20 protein-coding genes and 1 riboswitch are annotated in these 23,077 nt (G+C 51.4%); of the genes, 7 read left to right on the forward strand and 13 right to left on the reverse strand.

Translation table 11 applies throughout. The annotated features are described in order from the left end of the window. Window positions 1–9: 9 nt before the first annotated feature. Entirely contained in the window at window positions 10–375 is a 366-nt protein-coding gene (locus tag C1752_RS18730) for a hypothetical protein (RefSeq protein WP_110987586.1), read from the reverse strand. 498 nt (window positions 376–873) lie between these two features. On the opposite strand from C1752_RS18730, the gene C1752_RS18735 reads away from it, so the two are divergent. Further along, window positions 874–1,248 (forward strand): hypothetical protein, encoded by a 375-nt coding sequence (locus tag C1752_RS18735; protein WP_110987587.1) that lies wholly within the window; start codon window positions 874–876, stop codon window positions 1,246–1,248. Between the two features lie 114 nt (window positions 1,249–1,362). On the opposite strand, the gene C1752_RS18740 is transcribed toward C1752_RS18735, so the two are convergent. Continuing rightward, window positions 1,363–3,507 (reverse strand): polyribonucleotide nucleotidyltransferase, encoded by a 2,145-nt coding sequence (locus C1752_RS18740; RefSeq protein WP_110987588.1) that lies wholly within the window; start codon window positions 3,505–3,507, stop codon window positions 1,363–1,365. 466 nt (window positions 3,508–3,973) lie between these two features. On the opposite strand from C1752_RS18740, the gene C1752_RS18745 reads away from it, so the two are divergent. Continuing rightward, window positions 3,974–7,162, forward strand: a complete 3,189-nt coding sequence (locus C1752_RS18745) for a sll1366 family intein-prone helicase (protein WP_110987589.1) — start codon at window positions 3,974–3,976, stop codon at window positions 7,160–7,162. Window positions 7,163–7,201: 39 nt separating this feature from the next. Here the strand turns inward: C1752_RS18745 and C1752_RS18750 are convergent, their stop codons facing one another. The 5 genes from C1752_RS18750 to C1752_RS18770 form a co-directional block, all read right to left on the reverse strand. Continuing rightward, complete coding sequence (locus C1752_RS18750; protein WP_110987590.1) at window positions 7,202–7,711, reverse strand: hypothetical protein; 510 nt, start codon at window positions 7,709–7,711, stop codon at window positions 7,202–7,204. Window positions 7,712–7,825: 114 nt separating this feature from the next. After that, window positions 7,826–8,659: an acyl-CoA desaturase gene (locus C1752_RS18755; RefSeq protein ID WP_110987591.1), complete on the reverse strand. Its 834-nt coding sequence runs from the start codon at window positions 8,657–8,659 to the stop codon at window positions 7,826–7,828. A 58-nt stretch (window positions 8,660–8,717) separates the two neighbouring features. After that, a complete protein-coding gene (locus tag C1752_RS18760) occupies window positions 8,718–9,185 on the reverse strand; it encodes a hypothetical protein (RefSeq protein ID WP_110987592.1) in 468 nt (155 codons plus the stop codon). 228 nt (window positions 9,186–9,413) lie between these two features. Further along, the gene (locus C1752_RS29030; RefSeq protein ID WP_199464448.1) at window positions 9,414–9,764 is read right to left on the reverse strand and encodes a hypothetical protein; all 351 of its coding nucleotides are present in this window, start codon (window positions 9,762–9,764) and stop codon (window positions 9,414–9,416) included. A gap of 239 nt (window positions 9,765–10,003) precedes the next feature. Beyond that, a riboswitch (cobalamin riboswitch) is annotated at window positions 10,004–10,146 on the reverse strand. Between the two features lie 224 nt (window positions 10,147–10,370). Next, on the reverse strand, window positions 10,371–11,099 hold the full coding sequence (locus C1752_RS18770) for a TrmH family RNA methyltransferase (RefSeq protein ID WP_110987593.1): 729 nt from the start codon (window positions 11,097–11,099) through the stop codon (window positions 10,371–10,373). Between the two features lie 146 nt (window positions 11,100–11,245). On the opposite strand from C1752_RS18770, the gene C1752_RS18775 reads away from it, so the two are divergent. Then, window positions 11,246–12,043 carry a class I SAM-dependent methyltransferase gene (locus C1752_RS18775; protein WP_110987594.1) on the forward strand — a complete coding sequence of 266 codons (798 nt, stop codon included), beginning with the start codon at window positions 11,246–11,248 and terminating at the stop codon, window positions 12,041–12,043. A gap of 63 nt (window positions 12,044–12,106) precedes the next feature. Here the strand turns inward: C1752_RS18775 and C1752_RS18780 are convergent, their stop codons facing one another. The 3 genes from C1752_RS18780 to C1752_RS18790 form a co-directional block, all read right to left on the reverse strand. Further along, complete coding sequence (locus tag C1752_RS18780) at window positions 12,107–12,652, reverse strand: alpha/beta hydrolase (RefSeq protein WP_110987595.1); 546 nt, start codon at window positions 12,650–12,652, stop codon at window positions 12,107–12,109. A gap of 63 nt (window positions 12,653–12,715) precedes the next feature. Beyond that, on the reverse strand, window positions 12,716–13,885 hold the full coding sequence (locus tag C1752_RS18785) for an LL-diaminopimelate aminotransferase (RefSeq protein ID WP_110987596.1): 1,170 nt from the start codon (window positions 13,883–13,885) through the stop codon (window positions 12,716–12,718). Between the two features lie 75 nt (window positions 13,886–13,960). Then, window positions 13,961–14,746: a PspA/IM30 family protein gene (locus tag C1752_RS18790; RefSeq protein ID WP_110987597.1), complete on the reverse strand. Its 786-nt coding sequence runs from the start codon at window positions 14,744–14,746 to the stop codon at window positions 13,961–13,963. Between the two features lie 464 nt (window positions 14,747–15,210). On the opposite strand from C1752_RS18790, the gene murD reads away from it, so the two are divergent. From murD to C1752_RS18810, 4 genes are all read left to right on the forward strand, one after another. Further along, window positions 15,211–16,596, forward strand: coding sequence for a UDP-N-acetylmuramoyl-L-alanine--D-glutamate ligase (gene murD, locus C1752_RS18795; RefSeq protein ID WP_110987598.1), 1,386 nt, complete (start codon window positions 15,211–15,213; stop codon window positions 16,594–16,596). 226 nt (window positions 16,597–16,822) lie between these two features. After that, window positions 16,823–18,121: a threonine synthase gene (thrC, locus tag C1752_RS18800; protein ID WP_110987599.1), complete on the forward strand. Its 1,299-nt coding sequence runs from the start codon at window positions 16,823–16,825 to the stop codon at window positions 18,119–18,121. A gap of 161 nt (window positions 18,122–18,282) precedes the next feature. Further along, the gene (locus C1752_RS18805; protein ID WP_110987600.1) at window positions 18,283–18,558 is read left to right on the forward strand and encodes a MoaD/ThiS family protein; all 276 of its coding nucleotides are present in this window, start codon (window positions 18,283–18,285) and stop codon (window positions 18,556–18,558) included. Window positions 18,559–18,575: 17 nt separating this feature from the next. Beyond that, window positions 18,576–19,031, forward strand: a complete 456-nt coding sequence (locus C1752_RS18810; protein WP_110987601.1) for a DUF2996 domain-containing protein — start codon at window positions 18,576–18,578, stop codon at window positions 19,029–19,031. A gap of 12 nt (window positions 19,032–19,043) precedes the next feature. Here the strand turns inward: C1752_RS18810 and C1752_RS18815 are convergent, their stop codons facing one another. From C1752_RS18815 to C1752_RS18825, 3 genes are all read right to left on the reverse strand, one after another. Next, window positions 19,044–19,541, reverse strand: a complete 498-nt coding sequence (locus C1752_RS18815) for a chemotaxis protein CheW (RefSeq protein WP_110987602.1) — start codon at window positions 19,539–19,541, stop codon at window positions 19,044–19,046. 41 nt (window positions 19,542–19,582) lie between these two features. Next, window positions 19,583–22,654: a hybrid sensor histidine kinase/response regulator gene (locus C1752_RS18820; RefSeq protein WP_110987603.1), complete on the reverse strand. Its 3,072-nt coding sequence runs from the start codon at window positions 22,652–22,654 to the stop codon at window positions 19,583–19,585. 71 nt (window positions 22,655–22,725) lie between these two features. Continuing rightward, window positions 22,726–23,043 (reverse strand): 2Fe-2S iron-sulfur cluster-binding protein, encoded by a 318-nt coding sequence (locus tag C1752_RS18825; protein WP_110987604.1) that lies wholly within the window; start codon window positions 23,041–23,043, stop codon window positions 22,726–22,728. Between the last annotated feature and the right edge of the window lie 34 nt (window positions 23,044–23,077).

Below are 23,077 nucleotides of genomic sequence, written 5' to 3' on the forward strand. Positions count from 1 at the left end.
TAAGCTTGCCTAGGCAATTCGGACAATTCGGACTCGGTGTTCTGGCATCTGCTGGGGGCGGTTCGGGGCTGCACATGTTCCTTCATCGTCAAGGAGAGTCATCATGGGTTTGCTCCGTTGGTGAACCAAACCACAGGTCACAAAATGTCTAGACTGGAGCTGAGCAAGCTGCTCAATGGGGTGGACGTCGCTCCGCTGCTGAAAAGCAATACGCAAATTCTGGGTCGCAACCTGCTGCTTGAATGCGTTTCCCTGACCAGAGAATAGGCTGAAGCCCAGTGCAAAAAATAAAGCGCTAGTACCGCTGAGTCTTAGGCAAGAGGCAGCTCTTGAGCTTAAACGTCTGGTGAGGTGCTGTCCTTGAGAGGAAGTCATAGTAATTCTCCAGGGGGCGCGGCATAGGCAACGCACGGACTTTAGAACAAATGCCTTGCCCACAACGCAAGGCTCTAAACGCCACTAACTAAGATGCGGAGAATAGTGGGTTTGTTTAGCCTATCAAGGCCAAAGTTAACGACAGCTAATAGCTGCATAGACCGATAGTCATAGCCTAGAGGTCTATCCGTTACCTGTCAGTCCCATACCTGCGCTAAGCAAGTAGAAATCTTTGTGATTGTCTTTTCAAGGAAGTAGAAAAAGATAGAACTAAGTAGAAACCAAACTCCAGAAGCATCGACAGACAGCCCTCGCACTGTCCTTGAAGCCCTTGTCGGGGCTGGCTTCGGGCGCATCTAGAGTCGCAGTGAGCATCTACGCTGGATCACAGGTAGAGTGACGCCAAAATCACCGCATTGTGCCCACGATTATCACTGCTGCTCCTGGCCTGATTGAGGATGATAAGCACATCAACCACATGGAGATTTGGAGTCAATCATGAAACATCTTATTCACGCCCTTGCTTTAGGAACGCTACTGACGACGGCCGCGGGCCTACCGGCCCACGCACAATCTATCCCACAAAACCCTGGGCAGTGCCCACCCGGATGGGTGCCTGCGGTTCATCCTGTAAACCCTCAGCTGGGCTGCTTGCCAGGACAAATTCAGGCTAAGCCTAGTTCTGAACCCACTCAACAAATTCTGAAGCGTCAAAAAACTTCAGTTTTTCAGCCGACCCTTACCCAGAAGCGCCCGCAGCAGCAGCCACCGCAGGGCTGTGCTCCCGGTTGGAAGCAGGCAACCCACCCGCTCAATCCACAGCTAGGCTGTTTGCCCACGCAGCTACAGGCAACACCCAGTCGCCCTTGGTAGCGAGGCATTATCCACAAGCTAGATGCCAAAAACACATCCCGATCGAGCAATGGTACGACCGGGATGTGTTGGACCTTATTTGATCTTCAGAGGCGGGCTATCTTCAGCCTATCTCTAAGAGCTTGCAGCCCTAGCTGCTGCTGCTTCGTCAGGATGAATACCCAGCCGCGTCAGATTAATGCGACCGCGATTATCCACTTCCCGAATCTTAACGACCACTTCGTCGCCCATGGAGACTTCATCTTCGACTTTACCTACCCGATAATCGGCAAGCTGTGAGATATGAATCATGCCTTCCTTGCCAGGGACAAGGGACACAAAAGCACCGATGGGAATGATGCGAGTGACTTTGCCCAAGAACACGTCACCGGCAGCCAGCTTCCGGGTCATGCCAGCAATGATTTGGCGCGCCTTCTCGGCACCGTCTTCGGCAATGGCAGAGATGGTGACGCGACCGTCATCTTCAATGTCGATTTTGGCCCCAGTCTGCTCGGTAATCCCTTTGATGGTTTTACCGCCCGGCCCAATGATCATGCCGATCTGGTCAGGATCAATCTTGATCGTCAGCATCCGAGGGGCGAATGGGGAGGTGTTATCGCGAGGCTTGTCGATCACCTCTAGCATTTTCTCCAGGATGTGAAGACGGGCCGGTTTAGCCTGATGAATGGCCTTAGAAATGACCTCCATCGGTAGGCCGGTGATCTTCATGTCCATTTGAAGCGCCGTAATCCCGTGATCGGTCCCAGCAACTTTGAAGTCCATGTCGCCCAAGAAGTCTTCAAGACCTTGAATATCTGTCAAGACTCGGACTTCGTCCCCTTCCTTGATTAGGCCCATTGCGGCTCCGCTGACGGGCTTAGCTAGCGGTACTCCAGCATCCATGAGCGATAGGGTCGATCCACAAACTGAACCCATTGAGGTGGAGCCGTTGGAGGACAGCACTTCTGAAACCACGCGCAATACGTAGGGGAATGACTCTTGATCTGGCAGTACGGGAAGTAAAGCGCGTTCGGCTAGGGCACCGTGACCAATTTCCCGACGACCGGGGGAGCGCATGGGCCGCGTCTCACCCACAGAGTAAGGAGGAAAATTGTAGTGGTGCATGTAGCGCTTGTCCTCGTCTGGATGGAGATCGTCCATCTTCTGAGCGTCGCCGGGGCTGCCGAGAGTGACCACTGACATCACCTGAGTGAGGCCTCTGTTAAACAGTCCGCTGCCATGGACGCGCTGGGGCAACACACCGACTTTGCAGGAAATCGGACGCACTTCGTCGAGCTTACGACCATCGACGCGCACGTTGTCATTGATCACCTGGTTCCGCATCAGTTCTTTGGTGATGCTCTTGAAGACTTTGCCCACTGATTTGGGGTTTGCTGCGGCGGCAACCTGAACGGGATCGTCCTCGGGCTTGTCTGCGATCGCAACTTTAACCGCGTCCTTGACTTCATCTAAAGACGCATCTCGAACGTTCTTATCTTTATCAAACCGCGCTAGAACCTTCTTGATCGGTTCAGAGGACTGCTCCCGAATAAAATTCTCCAGCGTGGAGTCAGTCTCTGGGGGATTTTCTTCCACCAGTTCAATGCCCAACTCAGCCATCAGTTCCTGCTGGGCCTTGATTAGATCGCCCACGGCCTCATAGCCAAAATCAATGGCTTCAATGATGTCTTCTTCAGGGACTTCACTGGCACCAGCTTCGATCATGATCACGCCATCGGGTGAACCCGCGACCACAAGATCTAGATCGCCTTCTGCAATCTCGGCATAGGTGGGATTGATAACAAAGTCATCCCCGAGCAAGCCGACACGAACCGCACCGAGGGGGCCTTTAAATGGAATTTTTGCCAACAGCGTGGCCACAGAGGCACCTGTAATCGCCAGCATATCCGGCGGCACCTGCTCATCCATGGAAAGCGTGGAGGCCACAATCTGGATATCGTCTCGTAACCAGTTAGGAAACAGAGGACGCATAGGGCGGTCAATCAGGCGGCAGGTGAGCGTTGCTTTCTCGGGGGGGCGTCCTTCTCGGCGTAGAAAACCACCGGGAATACGACCGGCGGCATAGAGACGCTCTTCATAATCAATCAGCAGGGGTAAAAAGTCGATACCTTCTCGACCGCTGGAGCGCGTGGCGGTGACCAGAACCGATGTATCCCCTGATTCTACTAAGACTGCCCCACCGGCCTGTGGCGCGAAACGGCCTATCGTGAGTCGAATATCCCGTCCGTCTACGGATATTGACTTAACAATTTCTGACATTCAGTTTTCTGTCCTTCTCGGTGTACTTTTTCACTTCTTTTTTGTACTTAGGCGATCCTAGCACTGATACTGTCTGACTGGGTTTCAATCCTTAACTGTAGCGTCACAGATAGCAATGAAGTTAGGACACTGGCGTTTAGACATTGATGCCTGTCAGTGCAGAATATTGACGTCTATAAAAGCAGAGTTTGGTTGGGTTGGCCGAGCGCGTTGGCCATCTTCGTCATTTATGTCGCTAGTTTTTGCTGATTGCGAAATACTTTTGAACCGTGAGACCGTTCACTGACTAAACAGAGACAAGCGTAGATTGTTGAGAGTCCACCCTGTAGCATGGGAACAGGAACAACCTCGTCCTAAGAGATTTCTTAGCGCGGGTGTTGCTGGGCAACTGGTGATCTTGGCTCTAAGCTGATGGTCAACAAGTTGTTCGAATCGTGTTTTTATCCGATCTAGCACTGAGTTAAACATGGCAATTTTGCATGGCAATTGGCTTCCTGCTGCGCAGCAGGGGTACGACTCGGTTGCTGAGACCGGATCGCTTTTTTTATGGGGCGAAACCTGGCGTAGGGCAACGCCTATAGAGAAACCGTCGCAGGTGACACCCCATGCCCTAGCAATGACGGCGGTGGAATTGGCTGCCCATCTGGTTGAACAGTTAGAGGAATGGAAACTAGCGCAGGCGGTGAAAGATGCGATCGCAAATCCTCCGAAGAAACCCCGCAAAACCAAAAAGCCTGGGCCGGTTTACTGGGGCAATCAGACCGTATCTCTACTAGCACAGTGGGAGGAAAACAATCCCACCGTCTGCCACTCCACGGTACCGATCACAGAGAGTGTCGATCTAGCCCTACAGCCGGTCCAAATCACGGGCCTCCATCTCAGCCTGCCCGAGGCGATTGCCTTTCTCAATGCCCTGCCGTTGAATCCCGGGCGCGTCACGGAACAGTCCCTGGGCGATGACCTGATCTACTGGACCCATACGCTCCGATGGGGACTTGATTTACTGGCACGGGGTAAATTCTTACCCGCCCTTTCTCCGGTTAAAGGGAAAACCTATGTCGCTCACTGGCGGCCCCTGTTTGATAGCGCTGCCGACCAAGCAAGGCATCGTCAGTTTGCCGCCCGGATGCCGTCGGCCTGCCGGTTCTATCAGGAGCCATCGTCGGACGCTCAAATCGATCTGCCACCAGAGCCAGACCAAATTCTGACTCATTTTCTGCAGCAGGTGGTGGGGTATCAGGTGCGCGGCACCATTGACCCTGAATTGGAAAAAACCCTAGATAAAGCTGGATTAGATCCGCTTCTGCAGGAGTGGATCAAGTCGCTGGGCCCCGAGGTGACGCCTCTGAATAAAGGCGGCGATCGTTTAGAGGTTGCTCTTCGGGAATGGACCGCTCCGCTGCAGCAAAGCCTGCAGCAGGATTTCCGTCCCTGCTTTCATTTGCAGACCCCTAGCTCAGGCCGCAATGACTGGAAACTAGAGTACTGGCTACAGGCCATTGATGACGCCTCGTTCTTAATTAGTGCCGAGGTTGTCTGGAGTACCCCCACCGAGCAGCTCGACTATCTGGGACGAACTATCGACCGCCCTCAAGAAACGCTCTTAGTTGGGCTGGGTCTCGCCTCGCGGGTTTACCCGATTTTGGAAGAGAGTCTTGAGAGTGCTCGACCCACTGGAACGTCTTTAACCCCGGCACAGGCCTATGAATTTATTAAGGCTGCGGTTTGGCGGCTAGAAGATAGCGGCTTCGGCGTCATTTTGCCCCCCAGTCTCGCCAATCGTGAAGGGCTAGCAAACCGCCTCGGACTGCAGGTGAAGGCACAGGCACAAGATCCGAGTCGGGGTGGTCCCATTGGTCTGGAAAGTCTGTTGAAGTTTGGCTGGGAGCTGGCGATTGGGGGGCAGACCCTCTCGAAAGCTGAGTTTGATCGGCTGGTGGCTCAGGACTCCCCCCTAGTAGAGATCAACGGGGAATGGGTGGAGTTGCGATCGCAAGATATCCGAGCTGCCCAAGCCTTCTTTGAATCTCGCCAAGACCAAACCGGCCTCTCGCTCCAGGATGCCCTCCGCATCAGCACTGGAGACACCCTCACCCTAGATAAGCTACCCGTCGTTAATTTTGAATCATCAGGACCGCTGCAGGCACTGCTCAACACCCTGAGCGGCAATCAAACCCTAGAAGCAGCCGAAACTCCTGAGAAATTTAAAGGCGAACTGCGTCCCTACCAGGCCCGAGGCGTCGGCTGGCTAGAGTTTCTAGAGCAGTGGGGTTTAGGTGCCTGCCTCGCAGACGACATGGGACTGGGGAAAACCATCCAGTTCATTGCCTTCATGCTGGCTCTCAAAGAAAAAGATCGCCTCAACGGTCCAGCTCTCTTAATTTGCCCCACTTCCGTACTGGGCAACTGGGAACGGGAAGTGAAAAAATTTGGCCCTTCTATAAAGGTGATGGTTCACCACGGGACCGATCGCGATCAAGGAACTACCTTTGCCCGAACCGTGAAAAAACACGACCTCGTGGTTACCAGCTATCCGCTGGTGTACCGCGATGAGAAAAGTCTCAAGAAAGTGGACTGGTGGGGCATTGTGCTAGATGAAGCACAAAACATCAAAAACTCCGAAGCCCGACAGTCCAAAGCAGTGCGAGAGCTGCAGGCCCACTGCCGGATTGCGCTGACCGGGACTCCGGTGGAAAATCGCCTGACGGAACTGTGGTCTATTCTCGACTTTCTTAATCCTGGTTATCTTGGCCCCAAACCCTTCTTTAAACGTCGGTTTGCCACCCCAATTGAAAAGTACGGTGACACGGCTTCGCTCCAAACGTTGCGTTCCCTAGTGCAGCCCTTTATTTTGCGGCGGACCAAGAGCGATCGCGACATCATTCAAGACCTGCCAGACAAGCAGGAAATGATCGTCTTCTGCAGTCTCTCTCCTGGACAAGCGGACCTTTATGAAAAAGTCGTTCAGGATTCTTTAGATGCAGTGGAAGCTGCCGAAGGCATTCAGCGGCACGGCCTCATTTTGAGTACGTTGGTAAAGCTGAAGCAGATCTGCAACCATCCGGCCCAGTTTTTGAAGGACGACAGCCTTGAAGACCATCGCTCTGGCAAACTCCATCGGTTAGACGAGATGCTAGAAGAGGTATTAGATGAAGGCGATCGCGCCCTGATCTTCACGCAGTTTGCCGAGTGGGGTAAACTCCTGCAGCAGCACCTACAGCGCAAAACCGGGAAAGAGACATTACTGCTGTATGGCGGCACCAGCAAGAAAAAACGAGAGGAAATGATTGACCGTTTCCAGCATGATCCACAGGGGCCACGGCTATTTATTCTGTCCCTCAAAGCAGGAGGCGTCGGTCTCAATCTGACGCGGGCCAACCACGTTTTTCACTTTGATCGCTGGTGGAATCCTGCCGTGGAAAATCAGGCGACCGACCGCGTTTTTCGGATCGGGCAAACCCGGAATGTTCAGGTCCATAAGTTTGTCTGCAATGGCACACTAGAGGAGCGCATTCATGAGCAGATTGAGAGCAAGAAAGCTCTTGCCGAGCAGGTTGTTGGCGCTGGCGAAAATTGGCTAACAGAACTCGATACCGATCAGCTTAGGAACTTACTATTGCTTGATCGCAGCGCCGTGATTGATGAAGAAGCTTAGGCAACGGGTAGCTGTCGCCAACTAGCCAATATTCCGCATCTAGAAGATATCTTTGCCCGTCAGTTCTGCTTCCATTTTGTCAGCGATCGCCAGCGTCGCCATCATTAGTTTTAAAAGCTGAGACGCTGGCAAATCGGCATCGACCTTCATCGTAAAAACGCCGTAGTGGGTTTTCTTGCTATCCAGGACCGTTTGCCAATTCCCGATCTTTTTCTTGTTGCTGTCCATTAATAATCGATTGGCAATCGCCTCGGGGAAAGCACCCGGTGAGCGATAGGCGGCAGAGTGGATTCTACGAATTTCTAGGTCACCAAACTTCTGGGTTTCGGAGTTGATAAAGACATGCTGTTTGCGCTTATTTTGCAGCGTCACCGAAACCTTGAATTGACCGCTATCACCAAGAATTACATAGGGCATTCCAGCTTCATCGAGAGCTTGCTTGACACGCGGATCGCCTTTTTCGGAAACTGTTTGAGCGATCGCAACCGGTGTTGTTGCCATCAGAGCGAATATCACCGTTAGAGATGCTGAGATAATCGAGCGATTCATAATCAAGTTATTTCCTGACGATAGCCTTTAATTTGATCGCTATCGTAGAGTCATCTGCTAGGGGCTACTCCCCTGTTACTAAAACTGAAACCCATCTCATTTCTTGCCGTTGATTCAACTTTCCCAACTTGATTCTGCCAGCCTTGTACCCTTAACTTTTGTAGCCAGCCCCAATTTTTTTAGTAGCCGAATAGTCAGCCAAACAAGATCCACTTCCCACCATCGGCACCCGAACTGTGCCGAGGACTGATCCGCATGATGATTGTTGTGCCACCCTTCACCAAAGGTTAACAGCGCAACCCACCAACAGTTTGTAGAGCGATCACCCACCTCATAGTGCCGGTAGCCAAACTTATGACAGGCGCTGTTGACAAAGCAAGTGCCGTGAAAACCAATTAGTAAACGAACGAAGAGACCCCATACGATAAAAGGCATTCCCCCCAGCCCATAGAGAAGGACCGCCAGCGCAGCCTGGAGCGCAATATAGTGCCGATGGCAAAATTCATAGAATGGGTCGCCTGTAATATCTTGGGTAAACCGAGAGAGTTCTGTTTGAGTCGGCACCTCATGCATCAGCCAGCTCACATGGCTCCACCAAAACCCCTGAGTTGAATCATGGGGATCACCAAGGCAATCGGCGTAGAGATGGTGCATTCGGTGGTAGCCCACCCAGCCTTTGACACCGCCCTGAAAAGCTAAAGTGCCACACAAGATGAAGAAATACTCTAACCATTTAGGGACTTTGAAGCTGCGATGGGTTGCTAACCGATGAAACCCTAAAGAAATACCTAGACCCACCGTGAGGCAGTGCAGGAAGAGCGCCACGCCAACGGCTTGCCAGCTGAAATTAGCGGGAAGAAATGCCAATAGTAAGCCGAGATGAAGCATCAGTGTGGAGATAATCACGTTCCAGCGGGGACGGGGTGGGGTTAAAGAACGATTAATCATGCAGATTTCTCCACGCGAGACAGAACTGCATGAGTGCATCCCTTTTTTTTAAGTTGCATTAGTTTTTGCGTGCTTTTTCATAATTGAGTGGTGCTGCGGGAGGGTGAAATTCTGCCCAACGTCGCTGCACCTGGCTGTGACAGTCTCTCGGGGAAATTTTTAGCCGTTGCAGCAGGTTGATGTGGACAGCGCCATTACCGAGAATTGAGATCGCAACAGTCTCAGCCGGGTTATAAGTTGAGACCGCAGCCAGCAGCGCGGTGACGGCCTCTGTCTCTAGTTCAAATGCCTGTAGATATTGTTTGATCTCTGCTTGGGGAATAAAGGCCTGATCGAAAGCCACCGTCTCCACGCTCCAATCAATAGAAGGTGAAATGACGTCGGCAATCTCGCAAACGACTAGCCCCCGCCCTGCCTTGAGATAACCATTCCAGGCCGTGTGGCCGATCATCAAAAGATGCTGATGAATAAACAGGCTCTGCCAGTAACCAAAGGTGCCCTGCCAAGCGCTATTTTGTATTCGCATAGACCGCCTTCCGCAACGCGAAGAATTGATAGCGATGGTTCATTAGGAAACAGAGCGTAATGCTCCCAGTCGTCAGGACTGCACAAAACAGTCCCCAGACAAAAAGTAAATTCATGAAGATAAAGCGTAATTCAGATGTTTTAGCGACAAGTAATTCAACGAGATCGCAAAGGCAACCCCAGTTGAACAGAGACAGAATGAAATTAGTCTTCAATCAAACAGAATGATTTAGCGCAAAGTCCGCTGCAGAGTGCGTTGATAGCTCAAGACAAAGGCTGTGTGAGCAGCAAACAGTGCGATCGCCCAAAGCACCTCTCGCCACAGCATTCGCAGTAACACATCAGCCGTAAGACCGTGCATCCCCACCCATTGATTGACCAGCAGAGTGCCGCTTTGATAAAGACAAAAACCGAGCAACAATGAAATGCCTAGCCACAGACTTTGCCCTATCCAGCTACGGCGGCTAAATTGCGGCTGTATGGAAGCAATCAAAGCAACTGCAATCGTTCCCAGCCCCATAGACACACCCCACAGAAGTGAGATCGCACTGAGAGGATATTGCCGAAGGGTGAAACCCAAAAATTGGTTGATGAACCAAATCAGTCCAACAGAGACAATGGCTTGCCTGCGGTCGAGGGTGACTCCCGCCAGCGTGGCAAAACTGACAAAAGGGGCATGAGGGTAGGCAAGGCTGCTGGCGCTACCGGCAGCAAGTAAGCCATATTGCCACAGTCTGCTTGTGGTGACGGCTTGGTACCTCGTTTCCCAATTGAACGCGAAAAAAGCGATTAGACATTATCTGTACCTCGCAGATAAAAGTGAGTATGAAATGATCGGCGGGCATTCTGACTTAGAGGCCAAAGCCTCATTACAGTTGCGGGACAGTGACGGACTTGCACCGAACTTTCCCCGTTTCCTCTAACGGCTGGACCCCGTTAGAACCAAATCTATGAAATTGTTACTGAATAGTATCACAATATTGACCGACAGAGCATTTGAGCAGAAAGCCGAATATCTCTGGGGCAACTCCTTCTAAGTTCCGATAGCTTAACAAATAGCGGCAATAACATTGCATATCGAAAAAAATGATCTTGGCTTAGAAGTGATGCCACTTAAATAGTTCCGTAGGGTACCTGATTATCAGGCAGACTCTCTAGATTACAACCACTACTAATCGAACCCAATCTAACCTGATTTCACTTCAAGCTTATCCAGCAGCCGATCGATACTAGAACGGATATTATGAAGCAAATAGAGATCTTCATATCCGAGGCGGGCTAGCCCCTTAATCACGTAGTCTTGATTGCGCTTTGACAAGCCGATTCGCTCCATCAATCGCAAGGAGGAAGATTTGAGATTGGCATACTCTAAGAGCGGCATCTCTTGGCTGTTGATTCGGTAGTCTTCAGTCTGAATAAGAGTCTGTACTTCCGAAAGCGCGAAGCAGTAAACCATCACAGCTTGGGCAAGATTGAGCGATGGCTGCGGCCTGTATTGAGGAATTGTAGTGAGTAGATCACAATGCTCAAGATCACCACGACTGAGACCAGATGTTTCCCCGCCGAAGACCAAGGCAACGCTCTTTACGCTATCAGCTTTCCCATTGAGGTGCTGAGGTAGTTCTCGAACAGAGAGATAGGTGTACTTTTGCAGCCGATGCCGGGTGGTGGTGGCGCAGGAAAAATCAGTCCCCTCCAGAGCTGAAGCTAAATCATCATAGATTTTGGCTGTTTCTAGGATCTGCTCGGATCCATGGGCGAGGGCTTTTGCTTTACCGCTTAGCGGATCGGCCTTGGGGCGCACCAACCGTAAATCAGAATACCCCATTGTGTTCATCGCTCGGGCTGCAGCTCCGATGTTGCTATCGTTTTCGGGGTCAACGAGAACGAACGAAATTTTTTGCAGGTCAACCATTCCAAGATATTCAAAAGGTCTTTCCTTGCCATTATCTCTGAGACTTGCGGCGTAACCCTCTAGTCTGAAGAATGACGGCAACAGCTCCTGTGGAGACATTATGCCATCTATGATGGGTCGTGAATACACGCTCGATCGCGACAAAAATGTCAGATTGGAATGCCCAGGACTACGAAAAAAATTCATCTGCCCAGCAAAAATGGGCACAGGAACTGATTGCCAAGCTGAACTTGAAAGGCCATGAACATATCCTTGATCTGGGCTGCGGAGACGGCAAAGTTACGGCGGAGTTGGCCCGTTGCGTACCGGGCGGTTTAGTGCTCGGTGTTGATCAGTCAGAAGCCATGATTAATTTGGCCCAAGCCCGTTATCCAAAAGCTCAGTCTGCGAACCTGAGCTTTCAGCAAATGGATGCCCGTCAGCTCACTTTTCAGAATGAATTTGATGTTGCGTTCTCTAATGCCACTTTGCACTGGGTTGATCATCACGTTTCTGTCCTGAATGGGCTTGCTGCAGGACTACGCTCTCAGGGCCGGATCTTGTTACAGATGGGCGGGCAAGGGAATGCCTTAGGCATTATTCAGGCTTTCGAGACCGTAATGCGACAGTCTCAATGGCACAAATATTTCGAAGATTTTACGTTCCCTTACTTTTTTAACAGTCCTGTCGATTATCAAAACTGGCTCCCGACCACAGGCTTTGCTCCTCTGCGAGTGGAGTTGATTCCTAAAGATATGACGCACTCTAATTCCGAAGCGTTAGCCGGATGGATTCGCACCACTTGGTTCCCCTACATTCAATGCGTTCCGAAGGAAAGAGCAGAGGTCTTCGTGACAGAGGTTGTGGAGCAATATTTACAAGAGCATCCGATCAGAACTGGTGGGTTGACGCATGTTGCCATGATGCGTCTAGAAGTAGAGGCACAAAAGACTAAAGCCTCATAAGAATTGTCCTACAAAGCTGGTTGTATCAATTCCGGGTCGTTGACAAGCTATATGAATGGAGCGTTACTGACCTGCACCACCAAATCCGCCGAGCAGAGAACCGAGCTCGGAATTTGACTTCAGCAGTTTTTGCATCGCTCGAGCATCCAGCGTCAGTGTCGGGACCGGATAGGCCTCTAAAAAGCTTAAAACGCCCAATCCCTCTTCAGACCCAGCGGCTAGAACCAACCCACTGCGCATGGCTAACTCTTCCGCATCTCCGGGCAAGACTGTGACTTGAGCCACCTGAGGCAGTAGCTGGGCACCTGGCCCAGAGCGCAAAAGCCTATCCACCTGAACCGCTTCAAAGGGAAGCTTGACGTTGAGACCTTTTTGCAGTGACTCTCGCTGCTCAGATTTGACAACGCTTAAGACAGAAGCTAACTGAGGAGAAGCCTTTGCAGTTTCTGCATATGCTCGTAAATCGGCCACAGAAACCGTGCGGCCAAAGGGACCAAATTTGATGGTGACCTGCTCAGCCGCCTGACTTGGGGCGCTCATTAAACTGCAGCCTACAATCGTCAGAAAACCAGCCAGTCCCGAGACAGTATGACGGAAAGAGTGCAGCATGAAGTCTTATCCTTGTTGATTGAGGAAACGGTAAATTGAACGCTAAATGGGGCTAATCGTTGCTCAAGTATGCAGGAAGGTTGCCATTCGATCAACGGCGATTTTAAGGGTGTCGGGGTCGTGAACTAGGGCAAAGCGAACATAGCCTTCTCCCGATTGACCAAAGCCCGCTCCCGGAGAAGCTGCGACTCCGGTTTGGGCCACCAACTGCTTACAGAATTCGACTGAATTTTGCTGCCAAGGTTCCGGTAGGGGTGCCCAGACGTACATGGTAGCTGCAGGTGTTGTGACGGACCATCCGATGTCCTTGAGCGCTTCTATGAAAACATCTCGGCGTTCTTTGAAAATGCCGACGAGCCGGGCAACGCTTTCTTGAGAACTGGTAAGGGCTTTGCTGGCACCGTTGAGGATACCGAGGTATTGGTTGAAGTCTACTACGGCTTTGATTTGCCGTAGGGCTTTGATCAGTTGGGCATTGCCGATGGCGTAACCGACCCGAAAGCCACCCATACTGTAAGACTTTGACATCGTGAAAAATTCGATGGACCGTTTACGCTCTCGATCGGCTTGCAAAACCGACGGTGGTGTATGTCCGCAAAAGGCAATATCGACGTAGGGAAAGTCGTGGACGAGGGCCAGATCGTGCTGATCACAGAATTCTAAGGCGGATTTGAAGAAAGGGAGAGTTGCGATCGCAGTTGTCGGATTGTGGGGATAGCTCAACACCATCATCCGAGCGCGGGCACAAACCTCTGCCGGAATATTCTCAAAAATTGGCAGAAACTCATGCTCAGCCAACAGCGGCATCCGGTACATTTCGCCCCCTGCCAAAGCCACCCCACCGACATGAGAGGGGTAGCCCGGATCCTGCAGGAGCGCGATATCCCCTGGATTGAGGATTGCTAGGGGTAAATGAGCCGTCCCTTCCTGAGAGCCAATTAGAGGCAGCACCTCCGTTTCTAGATCCACTGCCAAGCCAAAACGCTGCTCATACCATTGAGCTGCCGCTTCCCGAAACCTGCGGGTACCGTGAAAGAGCAAATAACCGTGGGTACTAGAATCTTGAAGAGACTGAGCAATCACCTCTAGAACAGCATCTTCTACGGGTAAATCAGAAGACCCCAAAGACAGATCGATAAGAGACTGACCGGCCGCAACGGCTAAGCTCTTAGCCTGATCCATGTCAGCGAAGACATTGACCTGAAGGGACTGTAAGCGATGGGCAAAGTGCATGGTCTAACAGGTTAGTTTCGGTAAAGGAATCTGCTGGCCCTGCAGATGATCGCCTCACTTTATCATTAACCCTGCTTATGCCTCGTCCAGTTTGGAACGCAACTCTGCGAGTTCAGCATCCGTTGCAGTCTGCTCCAGATTCGGAGTTGCCTCTTCTCCGGGAGGTAATGCCCCTTTACTTTCTTCACCAGGAGGGAGAGCACCCCCATTCATTTCTTCAATCATGGCCTGCAGCTCGAAATCAACATCGCCTCCAGCCTCTAGCGCAGCAAACTTAGAGTCTAGTGTGTCGCCGGCCAGTTCCGCGACCGCTTCAGACTGAGCCTCCATACTCAGCACCTTATCTTCCATACGTTCAAAGGCACTGATGGCGCTAGCTGGGTCCATGCCACCCATGGCTTGATTGATCTGTTCAGTGGCTTTGGCTGCTCTAGCGCGGGCCTTGAGCATATCTTTCTTGGTCTTCGCTTCAGCAATCTTGCCCTCTAAGGCCGTCATGCCCTGCTTCAGTTTCGCAACCTGCGTCGAGGACTGATCCAATTGAGTCTTAAGGCTGGCGGCTGTATCCGAGAAAGTCTTTTTCCGGGAAAGGGCTTCGCGCGCTAGACCCTCGTCTCCTTTCTTAAGCGCAAGCTGAGCGTTGTTGTACCACTTCGATGACTGAGTTTCAGCCTGATTGTACTGCTGCTCTAACCGCTTTTGAGACGCGATTGACTGGGCAACAGCCTGACGCAGCTGCACCAAATCTTCTTTCATATCCTCAACGGTTTGCTCCAGAATCTTCTCTGGATCTTCGGCAGAGCTGACCATTGCATTGAGGTTTGATCTGACAACTCGGCTAACGCGGTCAAATAATCCCATGACTCCGTTCTTCCCTTAACAAAATAGACTTCTGAAATACCCTTATATTGCTGGGTGAGCAAAACCAGAGGCTGACTGCTCAGCTCAAGTAAGTTTTACAACCCTATATCTTCTATGTTACTTGGCTTCTCAATAAGGCGAAAGGGACGGTATCCCCACCTCGTCCAGCATAGTTAGGCACCTTCAGCCATCTGAACATAGCGAACGCTGAAAGTTGAAAGCTGCAATACAAATTTAAGACATGTTGCCGAACCCAGAGGGCTACGCGATCGCTGGGCAGAAAGCCTTTCCCCATCAATGTTTTCGAGGTGATTGCAGATCGATTTTGGGTGAGATTTATGCAATCCTCAAGCAGGATACGGGTTTCTATCTGTGTTAGTGCTTTTCAGTCGCCGCTGAGACTGGAACTCAAGACGGTACGATAGGGGGTGCGAAATGCTCATTGACCTATTGAATCTTGACCCATGCCCACTGCTCATATCATTGGCCTTGGACGCTCTGGCATCACGGCTGCGCGATTGTTGAATAAAGATAAGTGGCAGGTTTCAGTGAGCGATGCGGGGCAGTCTGAGAAGCTATCTGATCTGAAACAAAAGCTGGAGTCTGAGGGAATCACCGTTGCTTTAGGCGCTAGGTTTGACCTTGAAGTGCTGGCAGCGGCAGGCATGAGTCGCCCCGATCGCATCGTTGTAAGCCCTGGCGTATCGTGGCAGTTGCCCAGTCTGGTAGCGGCTCGCGAGCAAGGAATTGAGGCGATGGGAGAGATGGAGCTGGCTTGGCGGTATCTGAAGCATCGTCCCTGGGTGGGCATTACAGGGACCAACGGCAAGACAACAACGACGGCAATTACGGCAGCTATCTTCCAGGCGGCGGGTTTACAGGCTCCGGCCTGCGGCAATATTGGCAACAGCGCGAGTGAATTGGCTCTCAGTGGCAAAACGCCGGATTGGGTGATTGCAGAGGTGAGTAGCTATCAGTCTGAGTCTTCTTCGACCCTGGCTCCTAACATTGGGGTCTGGACAACGTTGTCCCCAGATCATTTAGAACGGCACGGCACGCTTGAACGTTACGGAGAAATTAAAGCGCTCTTATTACATCGCTCCCAGCAGCGAGTCTTGAATGGAGATGACGATTATCTCCGCAATGGTTTGATGGCTCGGTGGCCGAATGCTTCTTGGACCAGTACTCAAGGCAGCCAGGCTGTGGTCGCGCAGGGGAAGCCACAGCAGTCCCCCATACCAATGGCTTACCTAGAGTCAGGATGGGTAATGGTGGAGGGGCAGCAGATGTTGCCCACTAAGGCGCTGCGGATGCGGGGAACACACAATCAGCAGAATCTGTTGATGGCGGTGGCGGTGGCCCATTTGGCAGGGATTGAGAGGGATGCGATCGCAACTGCCATCCAAAACTTCCCTGGCGTTCCTCACCGACTGGAGCATATCTGCACCTGGCAGGGCATCGACTTCATAAACGACAGCAAAGCGACAAACTATGAGGCGGCCCAAACAGGTTTGGCTGCCGTCGAGGGTCCCGCAATTTTAATCGCAGGCGGCGAGGCCAAAGATGGAGACGACACCGACTGGCTCAGAACCATTCAGTCCAAAGCAGCCACCGTCCTGCTCATCGGTCGCGCAGCCCCCAACTTTGCTCAACGTTTAGAAACCCTTGGCTACATCGACTACGAGATCGTAGACACAATGGAGAACGCCCTCCCGCGAGCCATCAAGCTTGCCCGAGAACTGCAGGCACGAACGGTATTACTTTCTCCTGCCTGCGCCAGCTTCGACCAATATCAAAACTTTGAACGTCGCGGCGATCACTTTCGCCAGCTCTGTCCCACCAATGCCTAATTCGCTCGCTCGACTTTAACGAATTACCATTCTGGAGCATATTTTTTCGATCATCATTACAGCCTTGGGCCCTACCAAAACGCTCAAAGCCTTATCTTAGCTACGAAAAACAGATTCCCGACCAAAAAAGTCGGGTATAATTGACGCCCATGATCGCCCGTGCTACCATCAGTTCACTTGACTGAGTTCAAGCCTTATTTTCAGACTCGTTAGGATTTAAAACCCTATGACCCAAGCCACTGCTTCCCGGACCGCCACTGCTTCCTTTAAAGGGCTCAAGTGTAAAGAGTGCGGTGCCGAATATGAACCCCAAGCACTGCACGTCTGTGAATTTTGCTTTGGCCCTCTAGAGGTTAGCTACGATTTTTCTGAGCTCAGTCGCACCATTACTCGAGAGCAGATCGAATCAGGCCCCAACTCAATTTGGCGATATCGATCCTTCTTACCCGTTACCTCAGACGATCCCATCGACGTCGGCACGGGGATGACGCCCCTCGTCAAATCCAATCGGTTGGCCCGTCGCCTAGGTCTCAAGCATCTCTACATTAAGAATGATGCGGTGAATATGCCCACGCTCAGCTTCAAAGATCGGGTGGTTTCTGTCGCTCTTACGCGAGCTAGAGAACTAGGGTTTACGACCGTATCCTGCGCCAGCACCGGGAATTTGGCGAACTCTACAGCTGCGATCGCAACCCGTGCTGGACTTGACTGCTGCGTCTTTATCCCTTCTGATTTAGAAGCGGGCAAAGTCATGGGCACCTTGATCTATGGCCCCACCGTTATGTCAGTTGAAGGCAACTACGACCAGGTCAACCGCCTCTGCAGCGAAGTCGCCAACACTCAAGGCTGGGGATTCGTCAATATCAACCTGCGCCCCTACTATTCTGAAGGGTCTAAAACCCTTGGGTACGAAGTTGCTGAGCAGCTAGGCTGGGAACTGCCCGATCACATCGTTGCCCCCCTGGCCTCAGGCTCCCTGTTTACCAAGATTTATAAAGGCTTTCAAGAATTCGTTCAGGTCGGCCTTGTGGATCAAAAAGACGTTCGCTTCAGTGGCGCTCAAGCCGAGGGCTGCTCTCCTATTGCCCAGGCCTTCCGCGAAGGACGTGACTTTATTGATCCGATCAAGCCCAACACTATCGCCAAATCTATCGCCATTGGTAATCCGGCTGACGGCGTCTATGCCCTAGATATCGCCCGCAAAACCAACGGCAATATTGAGTCGGTCACAGATGCTGAAATCATCGACGGCATCAAGCTGTTGGCCGAGACCGAAGGTATCTTCACTGAAACGGCAGGTGGCACAACAGTCGCGGTCTTGAAAAAGCTTGTGGAAGCAGGCAAGATTGACCCAGACGAGAAAACCGTCGTCTACATCACCGGCAACGGCCTCAAAACCCAAGAAGCCGTTCAGGGATACGTTGGCGAACCCCTAACCATTGAGCCGAAGCTCGATAGCTTTGAGCGAGCGTTAGAGCGATCCCGGACCCTTGAGCGCTTAGACTGGCAGCCCGTCTTGGTATAGACTATCGCGGCCCTGCCTCAAGCAATCCTCTAGTTTTGGAGAGCAACATCTTAGAGTCCTTCAGAATGGGGGATTTGAGGGCCAGCATCGTGACAGCAGCTATTCATGCAGACTGTTCAATGTCTCTTTGTCTTCAATTAATATTCCATTTCTCATAATCCATGACCGTCAAAGTCTTAATTCCCACCCCTTTACAGAAGCTGACCCAAAATCAGGCCACTGTCGAATGTGACGCCGCCAATATCGCTGAACTCCTTGAATCTTTAGAGCAAAACTGTCCTGGGATCAAAGCGCGGATCTGTGATGACGAAGGCAAACTCCGCCGCTTCGTCAACTTCTATGTCAATAATGAAGATATCCGCTTTCTAGACGGGCAAAGTACTTCCCTTGCCGATGGCGATGAGGTTAGTATTATCCCAGCGATCGCAGGTGGTTGAACTTACTCTGAACTGGTATGGCAGACGACGAAAAAACTCCTAAATCTGAAGCACCTGCTGAGAAATCTGGCTCGCCCACAAAGGCTGCAGCAGAAGCCGCACCGAAAAGTACGGCCAAAGCAAAGAAAGAGAAACCTCCAGCCGTTGAAGATAAACCCTTTGCTGATTTTATCCAGCAAGATTATTTACCGGCCTTAGAGAGCGCTTTTGCTGAGCAGTCTGTTGACGACATAAAGCTAGACTTCATCGACAACCAGGTGACTGGAAGCTGGCAAGAGGGCCAGCGCCAGTTTACGGTTTACTTTCCACAGGAGAACATTAAGAAGCAGCGTGCCTTCTCCTGGTCCACCCGTGCGGGAAAATCTGGCATTATTGAACCTTTCTTGATTGACGAGCGCAAGATTACCCTTGACCTATTGGTCTTTGGGGTGATGCAGAGGCTCAACGCTCAAAAGTGGTTGGGCAACAATTAGAGCAGCCGTGGCTTAAATAGCGCCGACCTGATCAGGATCGAGTAGAAAAAGAGCCGTATCTTCTGCTGTTTTTGCCATCATTGAGCTGAGACAGCGGATCTTGCTGCGAGCTGCATAGGTGGCCGGTAACGGTACAAACTGGGAGCGAGAGAACCGTTTTACTTCGGGTTGGGAATCAATCGGGAGTCCGACCAACTCACCCTTAGAGTTTTTAATAATGATCAGAGATCTCTGATCATTATTCTGCTTTGGAACCGTTGCTGGAAGAGTTGAGGCCTCCGAAAAGATTCGGTGACTCACATCAATGACCAAGAGATCTTGATCTTGATAGCGAGTTAGTCCAACGCCTGTTTCGTCTGGATCGCCAAACACTTTGCCCATCGTGACCACACGATAAACCGACTCAATGGGTAGCCCAAACCATTCTTGGCGCAGTCGAAAAGCAATGAACTGTTCAGTTACTTCGGCCTTGCGGCCTCGCCGCGACCGCGCAGAAGACAAAATAGCCATAGGTCACCTATCCATGAAACTGTAATGAAGAGAAAGAGAAATTACGCACCCGTCTGAACCAGGCGATGAAGCGTTTCCAGCAGTTCTTGCTCCCGGAACGGCTTGGAGAAATAGTCCGTTGCACCGAGGGTCATTGCCAAGTTCCGGTGCTTATCGCCACTACGAGACGTGAGCATCACTACCGGAATCTGCTTGAGATCCGGCTGTGACTTGACATGGGCCAGAAAACCAAAGCCGTCTAGCCGAGGCATTTCAACATCAGAGACGACGGCTTGAACTCGGAGACCTGCCTGCAGTTTTTCCAGGGCATGCTGACCATCCTTCGCTTGTTCGACGCGGAAGCCGGCCTTCTCAAGGGTGAGTGCCAAGAACCGCCGAACGTTGATGGAATCATCCACGATCATAATCTGGGGCTGAGTGTTGCTGAACTCAGGTGCTTCAGGAGAAAGGTTATCTCTAGAAATGGTAGGCATGGCAGAGCCACTGGCCTGCTGGTCCTCAATCCAAGTGAGCAGTCCCACAGCATCCATGAGCGGGACGATGCGGCCATCACCTAAAATCGTACAGCCAGCAAATCCAGTAGGCAATGGAATTTCACCCTCCACCTGTCGGACCGTCACTTCCTGCTCACCCCAATACCGGTCAACTGTCATAGCGACGAGGTCGTCTCCTTTATTGAGCATCAGCACCATCGGCGCATTGATGAGAGGAGCCTCTTCCGTATCCGGCTGTCTGGGCGGGGTAGGAAAGCTAAGCCACTGTTCTAGTTTCATCATCGGGATGACCGTGTCATTCCACCGAATTGCGCCCTGGTCGATGTGGGCAAGAACTTGCTTGGGGTCGAGGAGGGTAATTTCTTCAACGGAATCAGTGGGGAAAGCCAGCAACATATTGGCACTTTCCACTAGCAAAACCCGGACAACGGATAATGTGTAGGGCACAGAGAGAGTAAAGGTGGTGCCAATACCAGCCTCTGTGTTCACCGAAATCGCACCTCTAACATTTTGCAGATTGGTTCGCACCACATCCATACCCACGCCTCGACCAGAAAGGTCTGTGACCTGTCCTGCGGTGCTGAAGCCTGGCTCGAAAATGAGATCTAACAGATCACTTTTAGAGGCAGCATCGAGGGTCTCTTGGTCAATACCAAGCTGCATGGCTCGTGCCTGAACCTTATCGAGGTTAATGCCTGCGCCATTGTCGCTAATTGTGATTAGGGTTTGGTTGCCTCGATAGGTCGCCTGAACCTTGATCACACCCTGAGGATCTTTACCTTGGGCAATGCGGGTTTCTGAATCTTCGATCCCATGGTCAAAGGAGTTGCGAATCAGGTGCATTAACGGATCGTTTAGAGCTTCTAGAATGGAGCGATCAACCAGTGTTGAACCACCGATCACCTCTAAGGTGACATCCTTGCCATGCTGAAGAGAAAGATCCCGCAACATGCGAGGAAAGCGACCCAAGATATCAGACAGTGGACGCATGCGAACCTGAGTCACGCTGGTCTGCAGTTCTTTGGATGTGACGGTCAGAGCTCTTGCGGTCTGATCCGCTTCGTTGAGGTTGGTGTTGATATCATTTGTGACCTCTCGAATCTGAACCGCAGTTTCCATCAACTCTTGAGAGAGCAGGTGGAGGCCGCTATATCGATCCATTTCTAAGAGGTCGAAATCCGCCAAGCTGGTGAGAGCAAGGTCAGAGTTTGGGCTACTGGCTCCAGAAGCTGCGGCTACCAGTTTGGGTGCACTTTGAGTTGAAGCGTGGTCGTAGGTTGATCTAAGTCGGAAATTAGCCTGATCTAAAGCCTGAACTCTCTGCCCCATCAGCCCCATCAGCTCACGGATCTTATGCAGCTGTAGTTTCAGACCATTACGTTCGATAATCAGTTCACCAAAGAGTTCACTCAACTGGCTCAATTGGCTAACAGGAACTCGGATGGTTCGCTCAGGGGCCGCCTGTTCTTGAGCTGGCTCAAAGGCTTTTGCAGAATCGCGCTTTTTCTGTTGTTGGACTGCTGCAATTGGCTCTACAGCTGGCTCAGCCGTGGGTATACTGATATCTTCTTCTGCTTCTGAAGTTGTGAGGACAAAGTCCTCAAGTTCAGAGAATGCTTCTACGGCTTCATCTTCCGATGGCTCAGGAAGTAAGTTGTCCCATTCAGTCTCAGCATTGAGCTGTACTGGTTCTGTGGCTTCAGGAATAAACGATTCTAGATCTGCTGCATCTGGGAACAAGCTCTCTGAAGAGAATAAGCCCAGGTCGGCAGTGTCAAGATCATGAGCTGGAGCAGGGATAGGCGCATCGGCTTCTTGCTGATCAGCTGGGACGACGGTGGGGGATAAGCCGAGATCAAGAGCAGAAGGGATAGCTGATTTTTGCCCAATCAGGACCATGGCTTGCGATCGCTTCCATTCCTGAAGAGCGGCGTGAGCAACCTCGACTTGAGCGTTACCCTCAGCGGCTTCTAGATGATCAACAACCGATTGGCAGAGATCAACAAAAGCCTGCATGTCCAGCATCTCTCCCAGGCCACCGAGTTCCTGAGCTGCGATATCAAATTCTTCTGCCAGACAGGCGGGATTTTCTTGATTCAACAGCTCTTCCAGCCGCTCAAGTGTTGCCCCGACCTCACTTTCAAACAGCATGACAGCCATATCTTGCCCACCTTCATCTTCAGCTAGCAAGCTAGCTTCATCTTCAGGTTGCGGGTCGCCGAGTCGCTCATGCAGCTGATCAAAGGTCGGTGAAACATGGGCCGTTAGCCATTCTTCTTCAATGGATTGCCCTTGACGATTAATGGCAATAATCTGGTTGAGCAAGTCAATACTCTTCAGGAGTAACTGTTCCAGCTCGCCATCCGTGAGTTCAGCTTTACCCACCTTTAAGACTTTGAAAAAGTCTTCCATGCGGTGAGCAATGTGGCTGAGGGTGGTAAACCCCATCATCGCTGCTCCACCTTTGATGGAGTGAGCTGCACGGAGAATGCCGTCGAAGGTTTGACGGTTGACACCATCGGTTCCGAGACCCATAATGCCGGTCTCAATGGTGTTTAGATGTTCTCGCGCTTCCTCTAAAAACTGGAGGCGTACTTCTTGTTCGCTATCCTGGGGCATGGTTAATCTCTGGGTCCCAATCTTGATCTTTGATATATACGGGTGTTCCGCAGCGGCATCTTGCCAGTGACTCAGTAGAGCGCCAGCAGACTGTCTTCCTGGTGCGTTTGAATAACACAGTTAGACTGTGGGTAAGCGCGACAAGTCAAAACGAAGCCTGCTTCTAGTTCATCCGGCTTCAGGAAGTTATGCTCTTGATCAACATCGCCCTCAAGGATCTTGCCTGCGCAGGTGACACATACACCTGCGCAGCAAGAGACAGGGATATCGACGTTCTGAGCCACGGCTGCATCATAGATATATTCATCCTCGCGAACTTGAATGGTGGTATTTAAACCCTCCGTTTCGTTCACTAAAGTGATGCTATAAATCTCGCCGTTGCCTGACATGGATGCTTCCTTTTCTTCCTTAATGTGTGATTTT

Source organism: Acaryochloris thomasi RCC1774, assembly GCF_003231495.1.
Taxonomy (GTDB): Bacteria; Cyanobacteriota; Cyanobacteriia; order Thermosynechococcales; family Thermosynechococcaceae; genus RCC1774.